The organism is Saccharopolyspora sp. NPDC002578 (assembly GCF_053592695.1).
Genome location: NZ_JBSFWJ010000087.1, coordinates 1 through 20,230 on the forward strand (window position 1 = coordinate 1; position 20,230 = coordinate 20,230).

Here is a 20,230-nt window from a genome sequence, read left to right on the forward strand (position 1 = left end):
GCTGGACTGGCAGCGGGAAGCCGCCGACCCCGGCGACCTCGTGGCGGAGCCACTCGGGAAAAAGATCCCGCAGCGAGAGACCGACTGAGGTTCCGCTACCCGACCACACGAGCAAAACGAGCCCGGCCCCCAAAAACGTGGAAGACCGCCCGAGGTTCGGTCGGGGGTGACTCCGAACCTCGGGCGGCCGGTCTGGGGGGGGGCGCCGAAACGCCGGTACACCCGGGAGAGCGGGCGGCGGTGCGCCGTCGCCCGGCTCACCGGGTGTCGTGGCATCACTTCACGGAGATGCCGTGCTCCTGCAGCCAGGGCAGCGGGTTGGTCTTGCTGCCGCCTTCGATGACCTCGAAGTGCAGGTGCGGGCCGGTGGACTGGCCCTTGTTGCCGATGGTGGCGATCTTGTCGCCGGCGCTGACCTTGTCGCCCACGTTCACGTCGATGGTGTTGACGTGGCCGTAGACGGTGATCGTGCCGTCGTTGTGCTGCACGCGGACCCACTGGCCGAAGCCGCTGGCCGGTCCGGCGCTGATGACCTCGCCACCGCTGACGCTGACGATCGGGGTGCCGATGCTGTTGGCGATGTCGATGCCCTTGTGGGTGCTGCCCCAGCGGGAACCGAATCCGGAGGTGAAGGTGCCTTCGGCGGGCTTGACGTAGCCGTTGCTCGCCTTGGCGGGCTGGGCGGACGCGGCCTGCTTGGTCTCGGCCTGCTTGGCTTCGGCGGCCTTCTTCTCCGCGGCCTGCTTGTCGGCCGCTTCCTTGTCGGCGGCCTCCTTCGCGGCCTTCTGGTCCGCGACGGCCTTGGCCTTCTGCTGGGCGATCGCTTCGCCCTTGGCCACCTTCTGGGCTTCCTGGTGCGCGCCCTGCGCCGGCTGGGCGTCGAGCAGCTGCACCGAGGCGGGCGTCCCGTGGACGCCGTTGACCGAGGCGGCGAGCTGCTGCTGCGCGGCCACGTGCTGGTCGGCCACCGGGCGGACGGCCTGGTTCTCGGTGCTCTTGTCCGCGTTGGCGGCCAACGGCTGGCCGACGGCGGCGAACGCGCCGGCCGCGACGACGGCCGCGGCGATCTTGTTCCGGGTGGACACCCGGGAGGTCTTGCTCTCGGAACGAGGGCGGAAGGAGTTCAACAAGGACTCCCGGAGAGCGGTCTTCGGGGTGTGGCCGCTCTCCTCGCGGTGCTTGGCCATGGTCGCCTTTCCGTCTTCGGGGGTGGCTCGGTCACTCCCGCCGGGGGATGCGGGCGAACTCTTCGGGGGCGAGTCCTGTTCGTGACTGAACCGTGACGTTCTCAGCGAAAAAGGTAGCTAAGGGTCATCCGGACCATCAAGTGCTCATCCTTTAGGTGCAGCTTTGCCTGTCGTTCAGCCGCCAGCCGCACACTTTCAGTGACTAAATAAGATGACCTTTCGGTAACGGTCGTGATCTAGCGAGGGCGATCTTCGGCGCCCTCCGCGAGGACGACCGGAAGATCGGCGACTCGATGCGATCAACTCCGCGCGATCAGTGATTCCCCCTGGGCACGGAGCTCGCGATCACGCGCGGCGACCGGCCGGACACGGCGCCGAACGGATCGCCGCACCGCCGCGCCCGACCGCACGATCGGCGCCGACCTGCACGATCGATCAGATTCGGGCGCACCTCGCGTGGGTCGGCGACCAAGACCCCATCCGCCGGAAAGTGGTCTTGGGCACAAACTCGACCACTCGCCCCCACCACCCGTCGGATGGCCTCAAGTGACTCGCGAGTAACCGCCTGCGATCGATCTCCCGCACTCTGAGATGCGCGTGCCACTCGAAGAGTTGATCTGATTCACTGACCGACATGACGCGTGGTGACCAGTGGGGCCTGCTCGTGCGGCGCCTGCACGTCGACCTGCTCCGCGTCAGCTCCGCCGGGTGTCGACCTTCCCGCTGACCCTCCCGGCCGCGCACCGCGCGATCCCGCCGCGGCCGGTGGCCGCCTTCGCGGGCGCGCGCGTCACCACCCCTCGCGCAGGCGCCGCGGCACGTTCCGCCGCCCGAGGCCGCCCTCCCGAACCGACCACCCGAACCGCCCCGGCACGCACCGCGCACGACCGGAGCGCCCTCGAACGCCACCCCACGGAGAGATCGTGCAGACCTTCCTGATCTTCGCGCTCGGCGGTTTCATCGCCCAGCTCGTCGATGGTTCCCTCGGCATGGCCTACGGGGTGACTTCCACGACCATCCTGCTCACCGCGGGGCTCACGCCCGCCGTGGCCTCCGCATCGGTGCACCTGGCCGAGATCGGCACCTCCGCCGCCTCCGGCATCTCGCACTGGAAGTTCGGCAACGTCGACTGGCGCGTCGTGCTCATCCTGGGCGTGCCCGGTGCCGTCGGCGCCTTCCTCGGCGCGACCGCGCTGAGCAACCTCTCCACCGAGGCCGCCGAACCGTGGATGTCGGCGATCCTGCTGACGCTGGGCCTGTACGTGCTGCTGCGCTTCGCCCTGCGCCCGCTGCGCCGCAGGCAGCTCACCGGGGTCAGCTCGAAGCTGCTCGCCCCGCTCGGTCTGGTCGCGGGCTTCGTCGACGCGACCGGTGGCGGCGGCTGGGGCCCGGTGGCGACCCCGACGCTGCTGAGCACCGGCAAGGTGGAGCCGCGCAAGGTCGTGGGCTCGGTGGACACCAGCGAGTTCCTGATCGCGGTCGCGGCCAGCCTCGGCTTCATCATCTCGCTGGCCGACGAGCCGCTGTCCTGGGCGACGGTGGCCGCGCTGTTGATCGGCGGCGTGATCGCCGCGCCGCTGGCGGCGTACCTGGTGCGGATCGTGCCGATGCGGCTGATCGGCGTCGGTGCGGGCGGGCTCATCGTGCTCACCAACACCCGCACCCTGATCAAGGCGTTCGACCTGCCCGCTCCGGGCGTGTTCTACGCCGTCATCGTGCTCGCCTGGGTCGCCGCGCTGGCCTACACCGTCCGGCAGATCGTGCGCGACCGCCGCGAGGAGCTCCCGGAGGACGCGAGCGAGCCGGTGCGCAGCTGACCGGCCGCCCCGAAACGACGAAACGCCCGTCCGCGACGCTGTCGCGGGCGGGCGTTGTGGTCGGCGCGGTCGAGCTCGACCGGTTGTTGCGTGGCTACAGCTAACACACGGAGCGTCAGGCATTACCCACGTGCCGTATCGCGCTAGTCATACGAAAGGGCTACGGTTCGATAGGCCGTGTGGAAGCCCCCCGACACGCGGTAGGCGCCCCGGGTGCGAACTTCGTGCTCGCGCCCGGGACGCCGCTCCCCGTACCTGCGGCCACCGACTGGCCACTTCGTTCTCCGCCCGGGACACCGGGCGAACGCCACCGGATCCCCATCGGCAGGCGACCCGCACCGTCCGTGCGGAGTCCAGCGACGCGTGGCACTCAGTGTGCACGTCAATCATGGAATATTCCAGGCCTCTGGGCGCACAGTTCGAGCACGGCCGGACATCGATCCGGTCCGCCTCCCGTGCGCAGCGGTGACGGATGCCGCCCGCCGGGCACATCCGTCACCGTGACGGCCGCGCCGCTCAGCCGTCCGCGCGCATCGGGCTGGAACCGGAACGCCACTGCACCGTCGGGCGCATCGCGCCCAGGTCGACCCGGTCCACGTGCGCCTTCGCGACGCCGAACAGCGAATCGATGAGGGTGTTCGACAGCAGGTGCGGCTCCAGGCCCAGCTCGACCAGCCCGGTGTGCACCACGTTGTAGTGGTGCTCGGCCTGCTCGACGCGCGGGTTGTCCAGGTACTCGACGTCGACGGTGCCGTCGAAGCCGTTGGCCACGACCTTCGCGATCTCCTCCACGGAGAAGCTCTCGGTCATCTGGTTGAACACCCGGAACTCGCCGGCGTCGGCCGGGTTCTCCGCAGCCAACCGGATGCACTCCACGGTGTCCCGGATGTCGATGAGCCCGCGGGTCTGCCCGCCCGTGCCGTACACCGTCAGCGGGTGGCCCAGCACGGCCTGGATGACGAAGCGGTTCAGCACCGTGCCGAAGATCGCGTCGTAGTCGAAGCGGGTGGCCAGGCGCGGGTCCAGCGCGGTCTGCGCCGTCTCCTGCCCGTACACGACGCCCTGGTTGAGGTCGGTGGCGCGCAAGCCCCAGATGCGGCAGGCGAACTCGATGTTGTGGCTGTCGTGCACCTTGCTCAGGTGGTAGAAGGAGCCCGGCTTCTTCGGGAAGAGCATCCGGTCGGTCCGCCCCTTGTGCGAGACCTCCAGCCAGCCTTCCTCGATGTCGATGTTCGGCGTGCCGTACTCACCCATCGTGCCCAGCTTCACCAGGTGGATCGACGGGTCGATCTCCTGGATCGCGAACAGCACGTTGAGGTTGCCGACCACGTTGTTCTGCTGGGTGTAGACCGCGTGCTTGCGGTCGATCATCGAGTAGGGCGCCGCGCGCTGCTCGGCGAAGTGCACGATGGTGTCCGGGCGGAAGTCCCGCACCATCTCGTAGGTGAAGTCCGCGTCGACGAGGTCGCCGTAGTAGGACTTGATGCTCTTGCCCGACACTTCGCGCCACGCGTCGACGCGGGTCTGCATCGGCTCGATCGGCACCAGGCTCTGCACGCCCATCTCGTGGTCGTAGCCGCGCCGGGCGAAGTTGTCGGCCACCGCCACCTCGTGGCCACGGTCGGACAGGTGCAGAGCGGTCGGCCAGCCAAGGTAGCCGTCGCCCCCGAGGACGAGGATTCGCACGCCTTCTTCTCCCTCTAGATCATTGCGGGTGCCACCGGCGGCCGGGAAGGGCGCCGCGGCGGCGGATCCTCCGGGCACCGAGGTGCTCCGGAGCCAGTCGGCACGGTAGGAAAAGCGCTGCCGGGCCGAGGTGAAGCGGACGCCGACGGCTCCCGGCGCCACCTCGCTCCCGCCAACATCGGGAATGCTCTCATTGTTCGGCGCGGGAGCGAAGAGCCGAAAGCAAGCGGGGGCCGAGAGGAAAGGCACGCGTTCGCGCCCCGGTATCGTGCTACCGCGACGTGGCCCGTTCCGGGCTCGGCGCAGCGCGAAAGGACCGATCAGTGCAGCAGGCCACCGAGACCGCGACCGCGCGGTCGACCGGCCGCCGCGGCCACTACTGGCGGCTCATCAGCAGGTTCGCCGCCGCCTCCGTGGTCGCCACCGGGATCAGCCAGCTCGTGTTCGTCGGCTCCTACGCGCTGGGAGCGCTGCCGGTGGTCTCGACCGTGCTGGCGTGGCTGGCGGGCGCCGTGCCGAACTTCGTGCTCAACCGCCGGACCTGGGGCGGCGGCGGCAGATCGGCGCTGCGCGGCGAGATCGTGCGCTACGCGGCGCTGTCGGTGGGCACCGCGCTGCTGGCGGCGCTGGCCACCAGCGGTGCCGAGCGGCTGGCGCTGGACGCGTTCCCGCACGACCGCCTCCCGCAGGTGGCGATCGTGTGGGGCGCCTTCCTCGCGACCTACCTGGTGATGTTCGTGGTGAAGTTCTTCGTCATCGACCGGTTCATCTTCACCGCTCGGGAACGGCCACCGCGGGCTCGTTGATCCGCTCGGTCGCGGGCCGGTGCTGCGGCTGCGGCGCGGAACGCCGTTCCCGCAGCCAGGTGCCTAAGACGACCTTGGCGTAGCGGTAGCCGTAGAGCACGTTGTTGCCCTTCTTGCTCTGCCCCGCGGTGCGCGCCAGCATCGTCATCGGCTGCTCCAGGACCCGGTAGCCGCGGGCGAGCAGGCCGACGAGCAGCTCCGAGGACTGGTACTGCTTCTGCTCCAGCCGCACCGAGTTCGGCACCTCGATCTTCATGGCGCGGAAGCCGAACGAGGTGTCGGTGATCTTCTGCCTGGTCAGGGCGCTGACCAGCCACGCGAACACGTGGGTCCCGGCCCGGCGCACCAGGTCGGTGCTCTCGGTGCGGCCGAGAGTGCGGGAACCGGTGACGAAGTCGGCCTCGTCGTCGATCAACGGCTGCAGCAACCGGGGCAGCTCGGCGATGTCGTACTGGCCGTCCGCGTCGGTGGTGACGAGGTAGCGGGCGCCGCGCTCGGCGGCGAGCCGGTACCCGAGCCGCAGCGCCGCCCCCTGGCCGCGGTTCGTCGGCGCGACGCAGGTCTGCGCGCCGTGGCGCAGCGCGACCTCGGCGGTGTCGTCGGTGGCGCCGTCGACGACGACGAGCGCGTCCACGTCCAGCCCGCAGCTCTGCGCGGGAATGCCGTCGAGCACCGCGCCCAGCGCGTCCTGCTCGTTGTAGGCCGCGATGAGCACGACCACCGAGGCGAACCCGCGGTCGCCGTAGCGTTCGGCGTAGCCGTCGAGGGCCGCCCGGTCGACCTCGTCGGGGTAGGTCGTGGACATGGTGGTCTCCTTCGGGGTGTTCGGTCGTTCGGGTAAGCGGGCCCGGCGCGGTCCGATGATCGCGGTCAGGGCGAGCCCGCCGGCCAGCGGCAGCAGCACGAGGCCGGGCAGCTGGTATCGCCAGGAGAATTCCATCGCCGCCGCGGTGGCCAGCACCGTGGTGGCCAGCCCCGCGGGCAGCAGCGTCACGGCGCGCAGCCCGCTGCGGCGGGCGCGGCCGACGCCGAGCACGGCGAGGCCGGACAGGACGAGCATGCCGCCGAGCGCGGTGCCCGGCGTGTAACCGCCGCCGAGCTGGTAGGCCCGCAGGAACCCGCCGATCTCGGGGTCGGCGCGCAGCGGCCCGTCGCCGTGCAGCTCGGCCCATTCGGCGACGTACCAGGGGTCGGCGTACATCGGGTACTCGGTCTTGAACTGCCACCGGTCCAGCGGCACGTCGCCCGGTGTCTGGGTGCGGGTGGGCGCGAAGCCCTTCAGGAAGTCGGTGACGAACCCGCCCGCGACGTCGAGCGGCTGCTGGGCGAGGACCTTGGCCGCCATGCCGCTCTGCGCGGCGTTGAGGTCGAAGTCGTCCGGCAGCCTGTCGGTGTTGACCGAGACGTGCCAGAAGTGGATGTAGAAGTCGATGCCCTGCTTCTCCCGGGCCTCGACCGGTTCCTTCGGGCACACCAGCTGCTCTTCTGGGGTGAGCCCTAGCCGATCGCAGTCCGCGACGACGGCGGTGCGGCCGTAGACGACGCTGCCGGTGGAGCCGCCCAGCGCGGGCGTTCCGGTCCACGCCAGGTGGTACATCGCGTAGCAGAACAGGACCCCGGCGAACGCCCCGGCGAGGGCTCCGGCGGCGCGCAACCGGGGCTTCCACCCGTCGCTCGGGCGCAGCCCGGCCGCGAGCAGCACGAACACCACCGCGGGCACCACCAGCGTCAAGCCGACGATGCGCACCAGCACCGAGACCGCCAGCAGCAGCCCGGCGATCGCCGCGGTGCGCGGGCCGGGAATGCCGCGCCAGGTCAGCACGAAGATCGCGGCCAGCAGCAGGACCTGGAACAGCAGGTCCGACATGATGTTGTGCTCGATCTGCACCTGGTAGGCGTCGAGCAGCACCGGCGCGGTGGCGAGCGCCGCGATCCAGCGCCGCGCGCCGAAGCGCAGCAGCAGCACGTAGATCGCGACGCCGAGCGCGAGCCCGATCAGGTGCTGCACGGCCGCCACGAACGCCAGGTTCCCCACCAGCAGCAACGGGCCGAGCAGCAGGATCTCGTAGCCGATGGGGTTGATGCCGCCGGGGAAGAACACCCCGAGGTCGTCGAGGTAGCGGAACGAGTCGATGTAGAGCAGCGCCGGCCGGTACGCGAGCTGCGCGAGCACGCGCAGCACGACGCCACCGAGCAACAGCAGCGCGAGCAGCCAGTGCGCGCGGAGGTGCCGCGCCGGCGCGGCGATCACGGCGCCCCGGCGGTGATCGCGCGGAAGTCCTCCCACACGGTCCGCAGGCCGTCGGTGAGCTCCACCGACGGGCTGTAGGCGAGTTCGCGCCCGGCCTTGGCGACGTCGACGATCACCGCGGGCATCTCGCCGTTCTTCGCGGGCACGTGCGTCACCGGCAGCGGCGCGCCGGTGGCGGCGCGGACCGCGTCGATGAGTTCCAGCACGGAGATGGACCGCCCGGAGCCGATGATCGCGGTGCCGGTGTACTGCTTGTCGCAGGCGGCGAGGATGCCCGTCACCACGTCGTCGACGTGCACGAAGTCGCGGCTCTGCGCGCCGTCGCCGTAGACCTCGACGCCGTCGCCCGCCAGCGCCGCGCGCATCAGCCGCGGGATGAAGCTGTCCTTGCGCCCCATGCCGGGCCCGTAGATGTTGGTGAACCGCAGCGCGGTGGTGGCGATGCCGTAGGACCCCGCGTAGCCGGACAGCAGCATCTCGCAGGCGGCCTTCGTCGCGCCGTACGGCGTGAGCGGCCGCAGCGGGAGGTCCTCGGAGATGGTGCCGTGGCCGATGTCGCCGACGACGGCGTTGGTGGACGCGAGCACGAAGCGGCCGACGCCCCGCTGCCGCGCGAGTTCCAGCAGTCCCTGGGTGACCTCGACGTTGGCGCGGTAGGTCTCGGCGGGCTGGTCCACCGAGCGCAGCACCGAGGTGATCGCGGCGAGATGCACGATGGCCGACGTGCCGGTGATGACGGCGGCTTCGCGCACGGCCGGTTCGGTGAGATCGCCGGCGACGTGGGTGACGAGCTCGCCGCGCACCGATTCCGGCGGTTCCTGGGCGTCGACGATGGTGACCGGGGTGCCGCGTTCGGTCAGCGCTCGGACGACGGCGCGGCCGACGAACCCGGAGCCGCCGGTGACGACCACGCCACCCGGCAGGCCGCCGCTACGCAGAGTTTCGGACGACTCGGTTGCCGTCGCTCGTTCGGGGGAAGTCTCACTGCTTGGCACGGCTGAACTCTAACGGGCCGCCGCCCAGAGCTGTCGCCTAACCCACACCGGTCGTCCACCGAATGGCAGCTTGCGCACCGCCCGCCGACGCACCGCGGCAGGGCCGCCGAGGGTACGGAGCCGGGCGGCCGCCGCGACCGCCCGGCGGACGCGCTCAACTCGCGTAGTGATCGCCCAGCGCTCGCAGGCCGGTGCCGAACACGCCGGTCGCGAACACCTCGTCCAGGTTCGGTTCGTCGCCCGCGTCGGCGTCGTAGTCGCTGTACCACTCGACGAACGCCTGCCCCGTCGCCGTGATCGGCAGGACCCGGATCGTGCTGCGGTACGAGCGCACCGGGAACGGGCCCTCGGTGATGTCGTAGGTGTAGGCGCGGGCGGCGTCGTCGAGCGCCACCAGCCGTTCCCGCACCACACCGCCGTCGGCGAGGGTCAACCGCCGCACCGCGCCGACCTCCGCCGGGGACGCGCCGCCCTCCACTTCGCTGGTCTTGATCGCCGGGTGCCACCGCGGCAGCCCGTTGAAGTCCCGCACCAGCTCCCACACCGCGTCCGCCGTCGCCGGAACCACCGCGCTCGCATAGGACCGTGCCATCACGTGCTCCTCACCGTCGTGTTCCACCGCACCGGGCGGTGCGGCTCACCGCTTGAGGTTCTTGAACTCCCTGGTCCGCTCGGTCAGCGCCTGTTCCACCGGGAGCCGTTCCATGCTGCTGGCGCCGTAGAAGCCGTGGCAGCGCTTGGTGCGGCCCAGCACGTAGGCCGCGTCCTCCGGGGTGGCGATGGGGCCGCCGTGGCAGAGGACCAGCACGTCCTCGCGCACCTCGGCCGCCGCCGCGGACCACTCGTCGATCAGCGCCACGCAGTCGTCGAGGTCCTTCGAGGTCTCCGCGCCGATGGAGCCCCCGGTGGTGAGCCCGAGGTGGCACACGACGATGTCGGCTCCGGCGGTGGTCATGGCGCGGGCGTCGGCGGCGGAGAAGACGTAGGGCGTGGTGAACAGGTCCGCTTCCCGCGCGGCGGCGATGAGCTCGACCTCCTGCCGGTAGCTCATGCCGGTCTCCTCCAGGTTGGCCCGGAAGGTGCCGTCGATGAGCCCGACGGTCGGGAAGTTCTGGACCCCGGCGAAGCCCAGTTCCCGCAGCCGCGCCAGGAACGGCCCGGTGAGCAGGAACGGATCGGTGCCGTTGACGCCCGCGAGCACCGGCGTGCGGCGCACCACGGGCAGCACTTCGCTCGCCATCTCCACGACGATCTCGTTGGCGTTGCCGTAGGCCAGCAGCCCGGCCAGCGAACCGCGCCCGGCCATCCGGTAGCGGCCCGAGTTGTACAGCACGATCAGGTCGATGCCGCCGGATTCCTCGCACTTCGCCGACAGCCCGGTTCCTGCGCCACCGCCGATGATCGGCTCGCCCCGATCGGCCATGCCCCGGAACCGGCGCACCAGGGTCTCCCGGTCGAACCGCGTCATGCCCGTTCTCCTTCCGCGCCGGGGCGCACTTCGCTCAACGCCGCGAGCAGCGCCGCCACGAAACCGTCGTCGTTGATGCCGTGCGGGACCCGCCGCACCTGCCGCTGCTCGGTCCGGTGCACCTCGGCTTCGAGGGTTTCGAACAGCACCTCGTCGGCGGCCGGGTCGTGGAAGGGCTGCCCGGGCGCGTCGAGCAGCGAGACGCCGCCCTCCGGCAGCAGGAACCGCACCGGGCCGGTGCAGGCGTTGAGCTTCGCGGCCAGGAACCGGGCGATCTCCCGGCATTCGTCCGGGGTGGTGCGCATCAGCGTGACCTGCGGGTTGTGCTCGTAGAACAGCCGTCCCCGGTAGCGCTCCGGCACGGTGTCCGGCGCACCGAAGTTGACCATGTCGAGGGCGCCGCAGGACCCCACGTAGGGCACGCCGCCGCGCGCGATGGCGTCGAGCCGCGTGTCACCGGCGCTCATCACTCCCCCGGCGATCAGGTCGCACACCTCGGTGGTGGTGATGTCCAGGACGGCCTCGATCAGGCCGTCGGCGACGAGCTTCTCCATGGCCCGGCCGCCGGTGCCGGTCGCGTGGAACACCAGCGGGTCGTGCTCGGCGGCCAGCCGGTCCGCGGTCTTGGTGACGCACGGCGTGGTCACCCCGAACATCGTCAGCGCCACCGCGGGACGCTGCTCGACGGCCGGGACGGTGTTGCGCACGGCCCCCGCGAGCGCGTGCGCGGCGTTGCCGAGCACCTGGCGGGAGATCCGGTTGAGCCCGGCGACGTCGGTCACCGCCGGGAACATCGCGACGTCGGAGGCGTCCACGTAGGACGAGACGTCACCGGAGGCGACGGTGGAGACCATCAGCTTCGGCACGCCCACCGGCAAACCCCGCAGCGCCGGAGTGACCAGCGCCGTGCCCCCGGAACCGCCGAGCCCCAGCACGCCGCCGACACCGGGTCGCGCGGTCAGCCAGCGCTCGAACGCCAGCGCCATCGCCGCCACCGCCGAACCGCGATCACCGGTGAACACCGCCTCCGCGCCCCGCGGGTGCTCCGCCGCGACCTCGGCGGCGGGCACGTCGGGGGCGTCGGCGGACTCCGCGCCGGAGGTGCTCACGTCGACGGTGGTCACCTCCACGCCCGCGTCGGCGACCAGCCCGGCGACGTAGCGCAGCTCCGCCGCCTTCGTGTCGAACGTGCCCACGACGTAAGCCCGGCCCATCGCACCATCCCCGCAACTAGGAATCAGCCCGCGAGAACCCTACTGCCGATCACACCGGGACACAGCTCGTTGATCACCGTGTCGCGCTCAGGAGGCGCGCGCTGATCCGGGGTGACGCGTCAGGAACCCAAGCGCCGCCGTGCCGCGTCGATGTCCGCGGCGACCTTGTCCATCGCTCGCTCGAACCCCTCGGTGACGCGGCCGAGTTCCGCATCGAGCCCGGGCAACGCCCCTGCGGCGGCGACCTTCGCGGCCATGTCGTCCAACGCCGCGTTGACCGCTTCCCGCACGGCCGCCTCCGCCGCTGCGCGCGGCGTTCGCTCCCACTGGCGCGGGTCGAAGGCGACATCGCCGACCCGCCCCCGCGGATCGACCCGCGCTCGGACGAGACCGTCCGCCGAGCCACCGGAGCCCATGAGTTCGTCGTCCACCGGTGCGGGGTCGGGAACGCTCCCGCGACCACGGTGGTGATCAGCCGGATCTTCCAGGAACGAGCTCACGAAATCCCCTCACGCTGTTGTGACCCGCAGCACCCGGTCGCCTGTTGCGAACGATCCCACTCGATCCGCCGGGATCGCTAGCCTCCACGGCAAGATCACACAACGGTCGGCGGGCGGAGTGCATGGCAGCGTCGTTCTTCATCCACACCGAGCAGTTGGGCCGATCAGGCAACCGGTTCGGTTCGGCCGCGGATGGGCTGGACGCCGAACGCCGCACGCTGCGGACAGCGGTGGCGGGAGACGCCGCCGCGTGGGGAGCGGACGAGCCTGGAGCGGCCTTCGGCCAAGCGCACCTGGAAGTGGCCGAGCTGGCGGAGCGAGCCTTGGAAGTCCTGGCACGCGCCACGGCCGACGTCGGTACCTCGCTGGTCGCCACGGCGGCCGACCTCGAAGACATCGACCGGACCCACGCCGACGAGTTGAACGAGCTCCTCGCCGAACTGGGGGCCAGGCCGTGAGCATCACCCTCCCGCCTGAGCTCGCGCAGTTGCTGGCGGAGTGCGGCGGGACCTTCCCCGAGGCCGACGAAGACCGGCTGCACGAACTGGCCGCAGGCTGGCGCAGAACAGGCAGGACGCTGGAACGGCTCCGCCGAGAAGGCTCGGACACTGCCCGGTCAGTCGCCGCGACACATCACGGCGCGACCATCGACGTGTTCGACGGCCGCTGGGCCAGGATCGACGCGCACTTCGCGCTCGGCTCCGTCGCGACCGAGCAGGCAGCAGCGGCCGTCGATGCGATGGCGCTCGCCACCATCGAGACCAAAAGCGCCATCATCTCGGTACTGGCGGCAGGACACGCACAACGGCAGGAAATGCAGAGCCAAGTCGCCGTGGCGTTCTGGGGACCGCTCATCCGGTTCCTCCTGCAACTCCTCAAAAACCACATCGGCCCCCTGCTGGCCCGACTCGGACAGCTGATCAGGAGCGGCCTGGCGGCACTGTTCCGCGGCATCAAAAAGGCTTTTCAGGCCATCGTCGACTTCGCCGAGTCGCTCTTCGAAGGCGCGAGCACACCGGAACCAGCACCACTACCACCCCCGACGCCGCCGGTTTACCGACGCGACCAGCCACTACCGCACGCACGGGAGCTGATCGAGAACGGCACTCAGTGGACTGGAACTGGACGAGGCGGCGGCAAAGTTCCCCTGACCGCCGAGCCGAACCAAGTCTACTATCGAACAGATCCACAAACGGGCGTCACTACCAGTTACAGCGTTTACGATGAGCAGGGCTACATCATCAAGCGCGTCGACCTGGCAGGAAGGCCACACGGAGAAGTTCCCACACCGCACGTTCTGCACTACCAGCTCAACGTAGATACCCGAACAGGAACAACGAGAGTCGGACCAAGCAAAGAACAACCGGTCCGCGCCGCCACGCCCTGGGAGATACCGTGACCACCGAAGAGAACCAAAATCAACGCGAGCATCCCGGGTTCCTCGCGGACTGGCGCACCCCCGCAGGCGATCCGCTGACGCCCATCAGCTACCTCAGCACCCTCACCTCAGGAATCGAGGCGATACTCGCCATTCAGTGGCTGTTTCGGCCGAACTTCCTTGAATATCGTGGAATCGTATTTGCCACCGACGAACCCACCGAGCCCAATCCGGCACAAAAAAAGACGCTGGACGACTGGCTGTCACACTTCAACGGCGACATAAGCAAGGTTGAGTTCAAGAGCAATCTCACAATCCTTCCAGATGTGTTCACGAATTTGACGCTGGACGAACACATCGAAGACATTTCCATCTTCGCGGAGAGCATCGCAGACTGCTGGCGAGGCCTCTTGAAACTTCACTTCCCGGACCGGGATTTCGTCGTGGAAGTATTCGATGACCCCGAAGAACCTTACGACCCGCAGATCACCTTCTACAGCAAGCCGGAGGAGTCGTCGAACGCTCCGGTCGTGGTCTACGGCGTAGCCGCGGGACAGTTCGCCCAGCTCGACGGGGTCCACGCCGCGCTACACCTCGATCTGCCTCCGTCCGCCCGGACCGGGTTCGCGGGACTCGCGCTCCCTCCGCAGCAGGCGTTGGAGATCAACGCTCGGGACGCCGCCGACCGGAAGACGCTGCTCGACCGAATCGCGCCCGGCTCGACCACGCTCACCGACGCACTGCGGGCCTCCGGGCGGAGCGCGGTGCTGCTGTCCGGGTTCGAACAGCTCTGGGTGAAGAACCGCGCGGTCGCCGAAGAGCTGATCAGACAAGCACCTGACGCGCTCGCCACGGCCCGAGCCGAAGGGCGAACGCTGCACCTGGCGTTCGCCGACCTCACCTCGGACACCGCCGAATCCGCGCTGGAGCTGCTGCGCGACCTCACCGCCGGACATGCCGAACCGGTGCCCGTCTTCCACTACGCCCCATCCGCATGACGATGCCCCCGGCTGCACGCCGGGGGCATCGTGGAAGCGGGAGGTCAGTGGCTGCTGTTGCCCTTGCCGCCGCCGGTGAAGCGGTTCTTCACCTGCTCGATCTTGGCCTTGTTCTTCGGGTCGCTCGCGTATCGCTTCGCCTGGTCGATCGCCTTCTTGCCCTGCGGGCTCTTGGCGAAGTCGGTCAGCTTCTTGAACAACGACATAGCAGCTCCCAGTCGGGCCGGTCGGTCATGCCTGCCACCAGGCTACCGGCAATTCGGACACGGAATCGAGGGCCCACCGATCATCCGAGCACACCGCTGACCGAGGCGTGGCCCTTGAGCAGGTTGCGGGCGATGGTGCGGCGCTGGATCTCGTCGGTCCCCTCGAAGATCCGCAGCAGCCGGATGTCGCGGTACCAGCGTTCGATGGGCAGCTCGCGGGTGTAGCCCATGCCACCGTGGATCTGCAGCATCCGGTCCACGATCTCGTTGGCGCGGGTGCCGCCGTAGAGCTTCGCGATGGACTGGGCGTGCCGGGAGTCGGCACCCTGGTCGGCCTGCCACGCCGCCTGCAGCACCAGCCAGCGCAGCGCTTCGATCTCGACCGCGGAGTCCGCGATCATCCACTGGATGGCCTGGCGATCCGCGATGGGCGCACCGAACGTCTGCCGGTTGCGGGCGTAGTCCATCGACATCTCCATCATGCGCTCGCACCCGCCGAGGGCGCGGGCGGGCAGCAGGTAGCGGCCGCGGCCGATCCACTGCATGGCCAGCTTGAACCCGCCGCCGACCTCGCCGAGCACGTTCTCCTCCGGCACCCGCACGCCGTCGAAGACCAGGGAGGCGGGCTGGCGGTCCCACTCGCCCATGATCTCGATCGGCTCCGAGCGCCAGCCGGCGTCGCGGTCGGCGAGGAAGCAGGTGACGCCGCCGTCAGCGCCCTTCTCCTTGTCGGTGACGGCGAAGACCATCGTGAAGTCGGCGTCGATGCCGCCGGTGATGAACGTCTTCTCCCCGTCGATCACCCACTCCGAGCCCTCCTTGCGGGCCGTGGTGCGCAGGTTCTTCGCGTCCGAACCCGCGCCGGGCTCGGTGATCGCGAAGCAGGACTTGCGGTCGCCCTCGATGGTGGGCACCAGGTAGCGCTGCTTCTGGTCCTCGTTGGCGTGGTAGAGGATGTTGTCGGCGTAGCCGCCGAAGCTGAACGGCACGAACGTGCGGCCCAGCTCGATCTCGATGAGCGCCGTGAGCACCGCGGAGAGGTTCATCCCGCCGTACTCCTCCGGGGTCTGCACGCCCCAGAACCCGGCGTCACGGGCCTTCTGCCTGAGGTCCTTGAGCTCCTCGCGGGTCAGGCCGCGCTCGTGGTTGCGCTCGCGGCGCAGCACCTCCTGCTCCAGCGGCACGAGTTCGCGCTGCACGAAGGTGCGCACCCAATCCCGAATGTCGCGTTCGGTCTCGGTGAGGGAGAAGTCGACCATCGGTGGCGTTTCCTTTCGGCGAGGTCGAGGGAGTGAGACGTCCGTGCACGATGAGTCTTCGATCGTTGTCCTGTCAGCGGCGAAGCCGCTGAGCAGTGACCAGCTTGAGCAACAGAACCACCGGCGGGTTCTCAGCGGTTTCCTCGCGAGGACAGCGATTTCGTGGTGTAGGGAGCTACATGAGAAATCGATCCCGCAGCGAGGAAGCCGCTGAGGTTCCGCTGAGCGACCACCTCAGCCAGCCGTTCCAATCCGGGAGCGGAGTTCGCGTTTGAGGACCTTGTGGCTGGGTCCCAGCGGCAGCTCGTCGACGAACACCACGCGCCGCGGGTACTTGTGGTGCGCGGTCTGCTCCGCCGCCCAGGCGGTGATCGCCTTGCCCAGCGCCTCGTCGGGTTCCTCGCCGCGTTCGGGCACGACCACGGCGCAGACCTCCTCGCCGCGCCCCGGGTCGGGCAGGCCGATCACGGCGCACTGGGCCACCGCGGGGTGCCGGATCAGCAGCTCCTCCACCTCGCGCGGGTAGATGTTGTAGCCGTTGCGGATGATCAGGTCCTTCTTGCGGTCGACGATGGACACGTAGCCCTCGGCGTCCTTGGTGCCCATGTCGCCGGTGCGGAACCAGCCGTCGACGACGGCCGCCGCGGTCGCCTCCGGGTCGTCCAGGTAGCCCGCGAACACGTTGTGGCCGCGCACCACGATCTCGCCGACCTCGCCCGCGGGCAGCAGCTCGATGCGGTCCTCCACGGACGGTTCGGCGACCTCGACGTCGATGCCCCACAGCGCGTGCCCGACGGTGCCCGCGCGCGGGCCGAACGCCGGTTGGTTCACCGTCGCCGTCGGCGAGGTCTCCGACAGGCCGTAGCCCTCGTGGATCGGGGCGCCGAAGCGGCGCTGGAACCGCTCCAGCACCGCGACCGGCAGCGCGGCGCCACCGGAAACGCACATCCGCAGGCTCGGCACCTCGGCGTCGTCGCCCGCGGCCTCCAGCATCCGGATGTACATCGTGGGCACGCCGTTGAGCTGCGTGATCCGGTGGTCGCGGATGAGCCGCAGCGCCTCCGCCGGGTCGAACTTCGGTTGCAGCACCAGCGTGGCGCCCGCGCGGAACGTGGTGTTCAGCGACACCGTCTGGCCGAACACGTGAAACAGCGGCAGGCAGCCCAGCACCAGGTCCTCGGACCGGGTGTCGTTGGCGTCGAACGCGTTCACCGTCGCGTTCATGACCAGGTTGAGGTGGGTCAGCACCGCGCCTTTGGGGCGGCCGGTGGTGCCGCTGGTGTAGAAGATCACCGCCGGGTCCTCCGGGGAACGCGTCTCGAACGCGCGCACCGGTTCGGCGTCCGCAGCCTCCGCCGACAGCGACGGCGGCGCGTCCTGGCTCGGTCCGCCGGAACCGACCGACACCAGCGGGATGCCGGCCCGGCGCGCGGATTCGGCGGCCAGGGCGAGCTGGCTCGTGTGGCCGATGACGAGCTTCGCGCCCGAGTTGCGCAGCAGGTACGCCGCCTCGTCGGGAACCAGCAGCAGCGGCACCGGAACGACGACGGCGCCCGCGGTGAGCACTGCGTAGTAGGCGCGCACGAAGTCGATGACGTTGGGCGCGACGATCGCCACCCGGTCGCCCGGTTCGACGCCGCGAGCGCGCAGCGCGGCGGCGTGCGCGCGGACCTGTTCCCACAGCTCGCCGTAGTCGACCTGCTCGGCGCCTTCGACGACCGCGGTCGCCCGTGGCGTGATCCTGGCCGGTTCGGCGAGCACCGACACCAGCGACAGCGTGGTCTGCGGCTTGATCGGCGCCGAGGACTCGTCGTCGTTGACCATCGTCCACCTCCGTGAGGACGTCGCCCGACGCCGATCGGGGGCCCGCACCGCGCCCGCCGATGGACACCTGGCGACTAACGTCGTTAGTTTTGGACTCTAGGACCACCCCGCGGACCGCGGCAAGACCACCGCCCCGGACACTGTGCGGAGTCGCCGCAGGGCAACCGGCCGAACACGGTGCGGCATCGGAACGCCACGGCGCAGGGCCGGATGGCAGGCAGGAGCGCGGCATGGGCAGACCGAAGAGTCCCCAGCTCACACCGGAACGCATCCGCGAGCACGCGTTGGTGATCATCGACACGTCCGGGCTCGAAGCGCTGTCCATGCGCAAGCTCGCCGAAGCGCTCGGAGTCCGCGCCGCCTCGCTGTACAACCACGTCGCGACCAAGGAAGCCCTGCTGCACGACGTCGCCAACGACGTGATGGCCACCGTGGACACCACCGGCTTCGCCGCCGGCTGGACCACCGGCCTGCTGCGCTGGGCCCGCTCCTACCGGGCGGCGCTGGCCGCCCACCCGAACCTGGTGCCGTTCATGGCCTCCGGCCCGGCCCGCCGCGAAACCTCGCTGAGCCGCGCCGACGCGGTGCACGGCGGCCTGACCAGCGCGGGCTGGCCACCCCGGTACGCCACGATGATCGGCGCCTCCACCAAGTACCTCGTCGTCGGCGCCGCGATGGGATCGTTCGCAGGCGGGTTCGTCGACGACGCCGAGATCTACGACGACCGGTTCCCGCACCTGCGCAACGCGCACCTGCTGCGCGAGCACGCGGCGGAGATCGACGACGCCAGCTTCGAGGTCGCGCTGCAAGCCCTGGTCGACGGCCTGCGAGTGCAGTACGAGCAGGTCACGGCCCATGCGGACGACTTCGGAGGGTAACGGGATCACGCTCACGTTCGGTTGACTGCGATGTGTGATCTCCGTAGCGTTTCTGAACACAACAGAAGACGAGACGAACACGCCGACGACGTCGAGCGGGAGAGTCTGCGCCCCGCCAGGAGCCCCTGGTCCGTGCAGGATGCGATTCCTGGGTGCAGCGCCGAAGGAGCAATCCTCCCCAACAAACTCTCAGGCCCCGCACCGCACGACACCAGGCGATCACGGAGAAAAGCAGGGACACGCGTCCCTCGCCCAAGGTGCAAGCCGCCGACGCGCGGTGAAACTCTCAGGCCAATGACTCCGGGGAGACCGGCCAGCGCACGCCCGCGCCCGTCGCCGTCGAGGGACCCCGGATATGGTTTCTGCTGGAAGTGGCCGCAACCGGTCCCCTCGGACGTGATCGGTGCCCACGAGGAGGAGTTCCGCACCATGACGTCGTCTTCCCCCTCCCTGAGAGAGACACCGCTAGGGGAGATCCATGCGTCCTCGGGCGCACATTTCACCGAATTCGCCGGGTGGCGGATGCCGGTGCGCTACACCGGCGACACCGCCGAACACCAGGCCGTGCGCACCGCCGCCGGCCTGTTCGACCTCTCGCACATGGGCGAGATCAAGATCAGCGGCCCGCAGGCCGCCGAGGCGCTGGACTACGCGCTCGTCGCGAAGGCCTCGACGATCACCGAGGGTCGCGCCCGCTACACCATGCTGTGCAACGCCGACGGCGGAGTGCTCGACGACCTGATCGTCTACCGGCTCGGCGAGTCGGAGTACCTGGTGGTCGCCAACGCCGCGAACGCGGCCGTGGTCTCCGCCGAGCTCGCCGACCGCGTCGCCGGGTTCGACGCGACGCACGAGGACGTCTCCGACGACTACGCGCTGATCGCCGTGCAGGGCCCGAAGTCCGTGGAGATCCTGGCGCCGCTGACCGGCACCGACCTCTCCGGCGTCAAGTACTACGCCGGGTACCCGAGCGTGGTAGCGGGCGCCGACGTGCTGCTGGCGCGCACCGGCTACACCGGCGAGGACGGCTTCGAACTGTTCACCTCGCCCGCCGACGCCCCCGCCGTGTGGCGGGCGCTGACCGACTCCGGCGCCGCGCACGGCCTCATCCCCGCCGGGCTGTCCTGCCGGGACACGCTGCGGCTCGAAGCGGGCATGCCGCTGTACGGCAACGAGCTCTCAGCGTCCCTGACCCCGTTCCACGCGAACCTGGGCCGGGTCGTGAAGCTCGACAAGCCCGGCGACTTCGTCGGCAAGGAAGCGCTGGCGAAGGTCGCGGAAGCGCCGACGGAGCGCACGCTGGTCGGCCTGCGCACCGATGCCCGCCGCGCTCCGCGGCACGGCTACCGGGTGCTCGACACCGACGGCGCCGAGATCGGCGAGGTCACCAGCGGTGCACCGTCACCGACGCTGGGCCACCCGATCGCGATGGCGTACGTGGACCGCGCGCACAGCGCCCCCGGTACCGCCCTGCAGGTGGACATCCGCGGCAAGTCGATCGACGTGGAAGTCGTCGAGCTGCCGTTCTACCGCCGGTCCGCCTGAGACCGCACCGCCCTCGGGGCACCACGAACCTCGAAAGGACCGCCCGGAACTTCCGGCGCAGCCCAGATCGAACACAGGAGGCAATTGCTCATGTCAACACCGGACCTGTTCAACGACCAGCTCTCGGCGGTGGATCCGGAGGTGGCCGAGGCCGTCGGTGCTGAACTCGGCCGTCAGCAGAACACGCTGGAGATGATCGCGTCGGAGAACTTCGCGCC

Annotated in this window: 19 protein-coding genes, 1 pseudogene and 2 riboswitches; of the genes and pseudogenes, 9 read left to right on the plus strand and 11 right to left on the minus strand. The window is 70.0% G+C overall.

Annotated elements, in window-relative coordinates; all coding sequences use genetic code 11:
* Positions 1–275: 275 nt before the first annotated feature.
* Positions 276–1,187, minus strand: a complete 912-nt coding sequence (locus tag ACWD38_RS27000; protein ID WP_184481155.1) for a M23 family metallopeptidase — start codon at positions 1,185–1,187, stop codon at positions 276–278.
* 634 nt (positions 1,188–1,821) lie between these two features.
* Between ACWD38_RS27000 and ACWD38_RS27005 the strand changes: the two genes are divergently transcribed.
* Positions 1,822–1,914, plus strand: a complete 93-nt coding sequence (locus ACWD38_RS27005; protein ID WP_425503569.1) for a putative leader peptide — start codon at positions 1,822–1,824, stop codon at positions 1,912–1,914.
* Between the two features lie 196 nt (positions 1,915–2,110).
* On the plus strand, positions 2,111–3,004 hold the full coding sequence (locus ACWD38_RS27010) for a TSUP family transporter (RefSeq protein WP_184481157.1): 894 nt from the start codon (positions 2,111–2,113) through the stop codon (positions 3,002–3,004).
* Between the two features lie 516 nt (positions 3,005–3,520).
* On the opposite strand, the gene ACWD38_RS27015 is transcribed toward ACWD38_RS27010, so the two are convergent.
* Positions 3,521–4,690: an NAD-dependent epimerase/dehydratase family protein gene (locus tag ACWD38_RS27015; RefSeq protein WP_184481159.1), complete on the minus strand. Its 1,170-nt coding sequence runs from the start codon at positions 4,688–4,690 to the stop codon at positions 3,521–3,523.
* 323 nt (positions 4,691–5,013) lie between these two features.
* Here ACWD38_RS27015 and ACWD38_RS27020 point away from each other — a divergent pair, with 323 nt between their 5' ends.
* Positions 5,014–5,496 (plus strand): GtrA family protein, encoded by a 483-nt coding sequence (locus ACWD38_RS27020; protein WP_450125188.1) that lies wholly within the window; start codon positions 5,014–5,016, stop codon positions 5,494–5,496.
* Here the strand turns inward: ACWD38_RS27020 and ACWD38_RS27025 are convergent.
* The 6 genes from ACWD38_RS27025 to ACWD38_RS27050 all read right to left on the minus strand — a co-directional run bounded on the left by ACWD38_RS27025 (position 5,462) and on the right by ACWD38_RS27050 (position 11,855).
* Complete coding sequence (locus tag ACWD38_RS27025) at positions 5,462–7,747, minus strand: glycosyltransferase family 2 protein (protein ID WP_343071514.1); 2,286 nt, start codon at positions 7,745–7,747, stop codon at positions 5,462–5,464. The genes ACWD38_RS27020 and ACWD38_RS27025 overlap by 35 nt on opposite strands.
* Positions 7,744–8,658, minus strand: coding sequence for an NAD-dependent epimerase/dehydratase family protein (locus ACWD38_RS27030; protein WP_450125192.1), 915 nt, complete (start codon positions 8,656–8,658; stop codon positions 7,744–7,746). Before ACWD38_RS27030 ends, ACWD38_RS27025 begins: the two co-directional genes overlap by 4 nt.
* Positions 8,659–8,896: 238 nt before the next feature.
* Positions 8,897–9,334 (minus strand): SRPBCC family protein, encoded by a 438-nt coding sequence (locus tag ACWD38_RS27035; protein WP_184481165.1) that lies wholly within the window; start codon positions 9,332–9,334, stop codon positions 8,897–8,899.
* Positions 9,335–9,379: 45 nt separating this feature from the next.
* Positions 9,380–10,210 carry a phosphoenolpyruvate hydrolase family protein gene (locus ACWD38_RS27040; protein WP_184481167.1) on the minus strand — a complete coding sequence of 277 codons (831 nt, stop codon included), beginning with the start codon at positions 10,208–10,210 and terminating at the stop codon, positions 9,380–9,382.
* Positions 10,207–11,424: a Tm-1-like ATP-binding domain-containing protein gene (locus ACWD38_RS27045; RefSeq protein WP_450125189.1), complete on the minus strand. Its 1,218-nt coding sequence runs from the start codon at positions 11,422–11,424 to the stop codon at positions 10,207–10,209. Before ACWD38_RS27045 ends, ACWD38_RS27040 begins: the two co-directional genes overlap by 4 nt.
* 119 nt (positions 11,425–11,543) lie before the next feature.
* Positions 11,544–11,855, minus strand: coding sequence for a YbaB/EbfC family nucleoid-associated protein (locus ACWD38_RS27050; RefSeq protein WP_184481171.1), 312 nt, complete (start codon positions 11,853–11,855; stop codon positions 11,544–11,546).
* A 191-nt stretch (positions 11,856–12,046) separates the two neighbouring features.
* Between ACWD38_RS27050 and ACWD38_RS27055 the strand changes: the two genes are divergently transcribed.
* The 3 genes from ACWD38_RS27055 to ACWD38_RS27065 are packed head-to-tail and all read left to right on the plus strand — an operon-like array spanning position 12,047 to position 14,300.
* Positions 12,047–12,382, plus strand: coding sequence for a hypothetical protein (locus ACWD38_RS27055; RefSeq protein ID WP_450125190.1), 336 nt, complete (start codon positions 12,047–12,049; stop codon positions 12,380–12,382).
* A complete protein-coding gene (locus tag ACWD38_RS27060) occupies positions 12,379–13,323 on the plus strand; it encodes a polymorphic toxin type 24 domain-containing protein (protein ID WP_450125191.1) in 945 nt (314 codons plus the stop codon). The genes ACWD38_RS27055 and ACWD38_RS27060 overlap by 4 nt, the downstream gene beginning before the upstream one ends.
* Positions 13,320–14,300: a hypothetical protein gene (locus ACWD38_RS27065; RefSeq protein WP_184481177.1), complete on the plus strand. Its 981-nt coding sequence runs from the start codon at positions 13,320–13,322 to the stop codon at positions 14,298–14,300. The genes ACWD38_RS27060 and ACWD38_RS27065 overlap by 4 nt, the downstream gene beginning before the upstream one ends.
* 44 nt (positions 14,301–14,344) lie before the next feature.
* Here the strand turns inward: ACWD38_RS27065 and ACWD38_RS27070 are convergent, their stop codons facing one another.
* The 3 genes from ACWD38_RS27070 to ACWD38_RS27080 all read right to left on the minus strand — a co-directional run bounded on the left by ACWD38_RS27070 (position 14,345) and on the right by ACWD38_RS27080 (position 17,589).
* On the minus strand, positions 14,345–14,506 hold the full coding sequence (locus ACWD38_RS27070; RefSeq protein ID WP_184481179.1) for a hypothetical protein: 162 nt from the start codon (positions 14,504–14,506) through the stop codon (positions 14,345–14,347).
* 80 nt (positions 14,507–14,586) lie between these two features.
* Positions 14,587–15,765 (minus strand): acyl-CoA dehydrogenase family protein, encoded by a 1,179-nt coding sequence (locus ACWD38_RS27075; protein WP_184481181.1) that lies wholly within the window; start codon positions 15,763–15,765, stop codon positions 14,587–14,589.
* A gap of 234 nt (positions 15,766–15,999) precedes the next feature.
* Positions 16,000–17,589 (minus strand): long-chain-fatty-acid--CoA ligase, encoded by a 1,590-nt coding sequence (locus ACWD38_RS27080; protein ID WP_184481183.1) that lies wholly within the window; start codon positions 17,587–17,589, stop codon positions 16,000–16,002.
* Between the two features lie 230 nt (positions 17,590–17,819).
* Here ACWD38_RS27080 and ACWD38_RS27085 point away from each other — a divergent pair, with 230 nt between their 5' ends.
* The 3 genes and pseudogenes from ACWD38_RS27085 to ACWD38_RS27095 form a co-directional block, all read left to right on the plus strand.
* Positions 17,820–18,467, plus strand: coding sequence for a TetR/AcrR family transcriptional regulator (locus ACWD38_RS27085; protein WP_184481186.1), 648 nt, complete (start codon positions 17,820–17,822; stop codon positions 18,465–18,467).
* 86 nt (positions 18,468–18,553) lie between these two features.
* Positions 18,554–18,681, plus strand: a riboswitch (glycine riboswitch).
* Positions 18,682–18,778: riboswitch (glycine riboswitch) on the plus strand.
* Positions 18,779–18,896: 118 nt separating this feature from the next.
* Complete coding sequence (gcvT, locus tag ACWD38_RS27090) at positions 18,897–20,012, plus strand: glycine cleavage system aminomethyltransferase GcvT (protein ID WP_184481189.1); 1,116 nt, start codon at positions 18,897–18,899, stop codon at positions 20,010–20,012.
* A gap of 90 nt (positions 20,013–20,102) precedes the next feature.
* A pseudogene (locus tag ACWD38_RS27095) lies at positions 20,103–20,230 on the plus strand (serine hydroxymethyltransferase); the annotation flags it as partial.

Bases quoted from the DNA above. Each gene is read 5' to 3' on its own strand.
- ACWD38_RS27000 (WP_184481155.1), bottom strand. From the start codon at position 1,187: ATGGCCAAGCACCGCGAGGAGAGCGGCCACACCCCGAAGACCGCTCTC.
- ACWD38_RS27005 (WP_425503569.1), top strand. From the start codon at position 1,822: ATGACGCGTGGTGACCAGTGGGGCCTGCTCGTGCGGCGCCTGCACGTC.
- ACWD38_RS27035 (WP_184481165.1), bottom strand. From the start codon at position 9,334: ATGGCACGGTCCTATGCGAGCGCGGTGGTTCCGGCGACGGCGGACGCG.
- ACWD38_RS27040 (WP_184481167.1), bottom strand. From the start codon at position 10,210: ATGACGCGGTTCGACCGGGAGACCCTGGTGCGCCGGTTCCGGGGCATG.
- ACWD38_RS27045 (WP_450125189.1), bottom strand. From the start codon at position 11,424: ATGGGCCGGGCTTACGTCGTGGGCACGTTCGACACGAAGGCGGCGGAG.
- ACWD38_RS27055 (WP_450125190.1), top strand. From the start codon at position 12,047: ATGGCAGCGTCGTTCTTCATCCACACCGAGCAGTTGGGCCGATCAGGC.
- ACWD38_RS27070 (WP_184481179.1), bottom strand. From the start codon at position 14,506: ATGTCGTTGTTCAAGAAGCTGACCGACTTCGCCAAGAGCCCGCAGGGC.
- ACWD38_RS27075 (WP_184481181.1), bottom strand. From the start codon at position 15,765: ATGGTCGACTTCTCCCTCACCGAGACCGAACGCGACATTCGGGATTGG.
- ACWD38_RS27080 (WP_184481183.1), bottom strand. From the start codon at position 17,589: ATGGTCAACGACGACGAGTCCTCGGCGCCGATCAAGCCGCAGACCACG.
- ACWD38_RS27085 (WP_184481186.1), top strand. From the start codon at position 17,820: ATGGGCAGACCGAAGAGTCCCCAGCTCACACCGGAACGCATCCGCGAG.
- gcvT (WP_184481189.1), top strand. From the start codon at position 18,897: ATGACGTCGTCTTCCCCCTCCCTGAGAGAGACACCGCTAGGGGAGATC.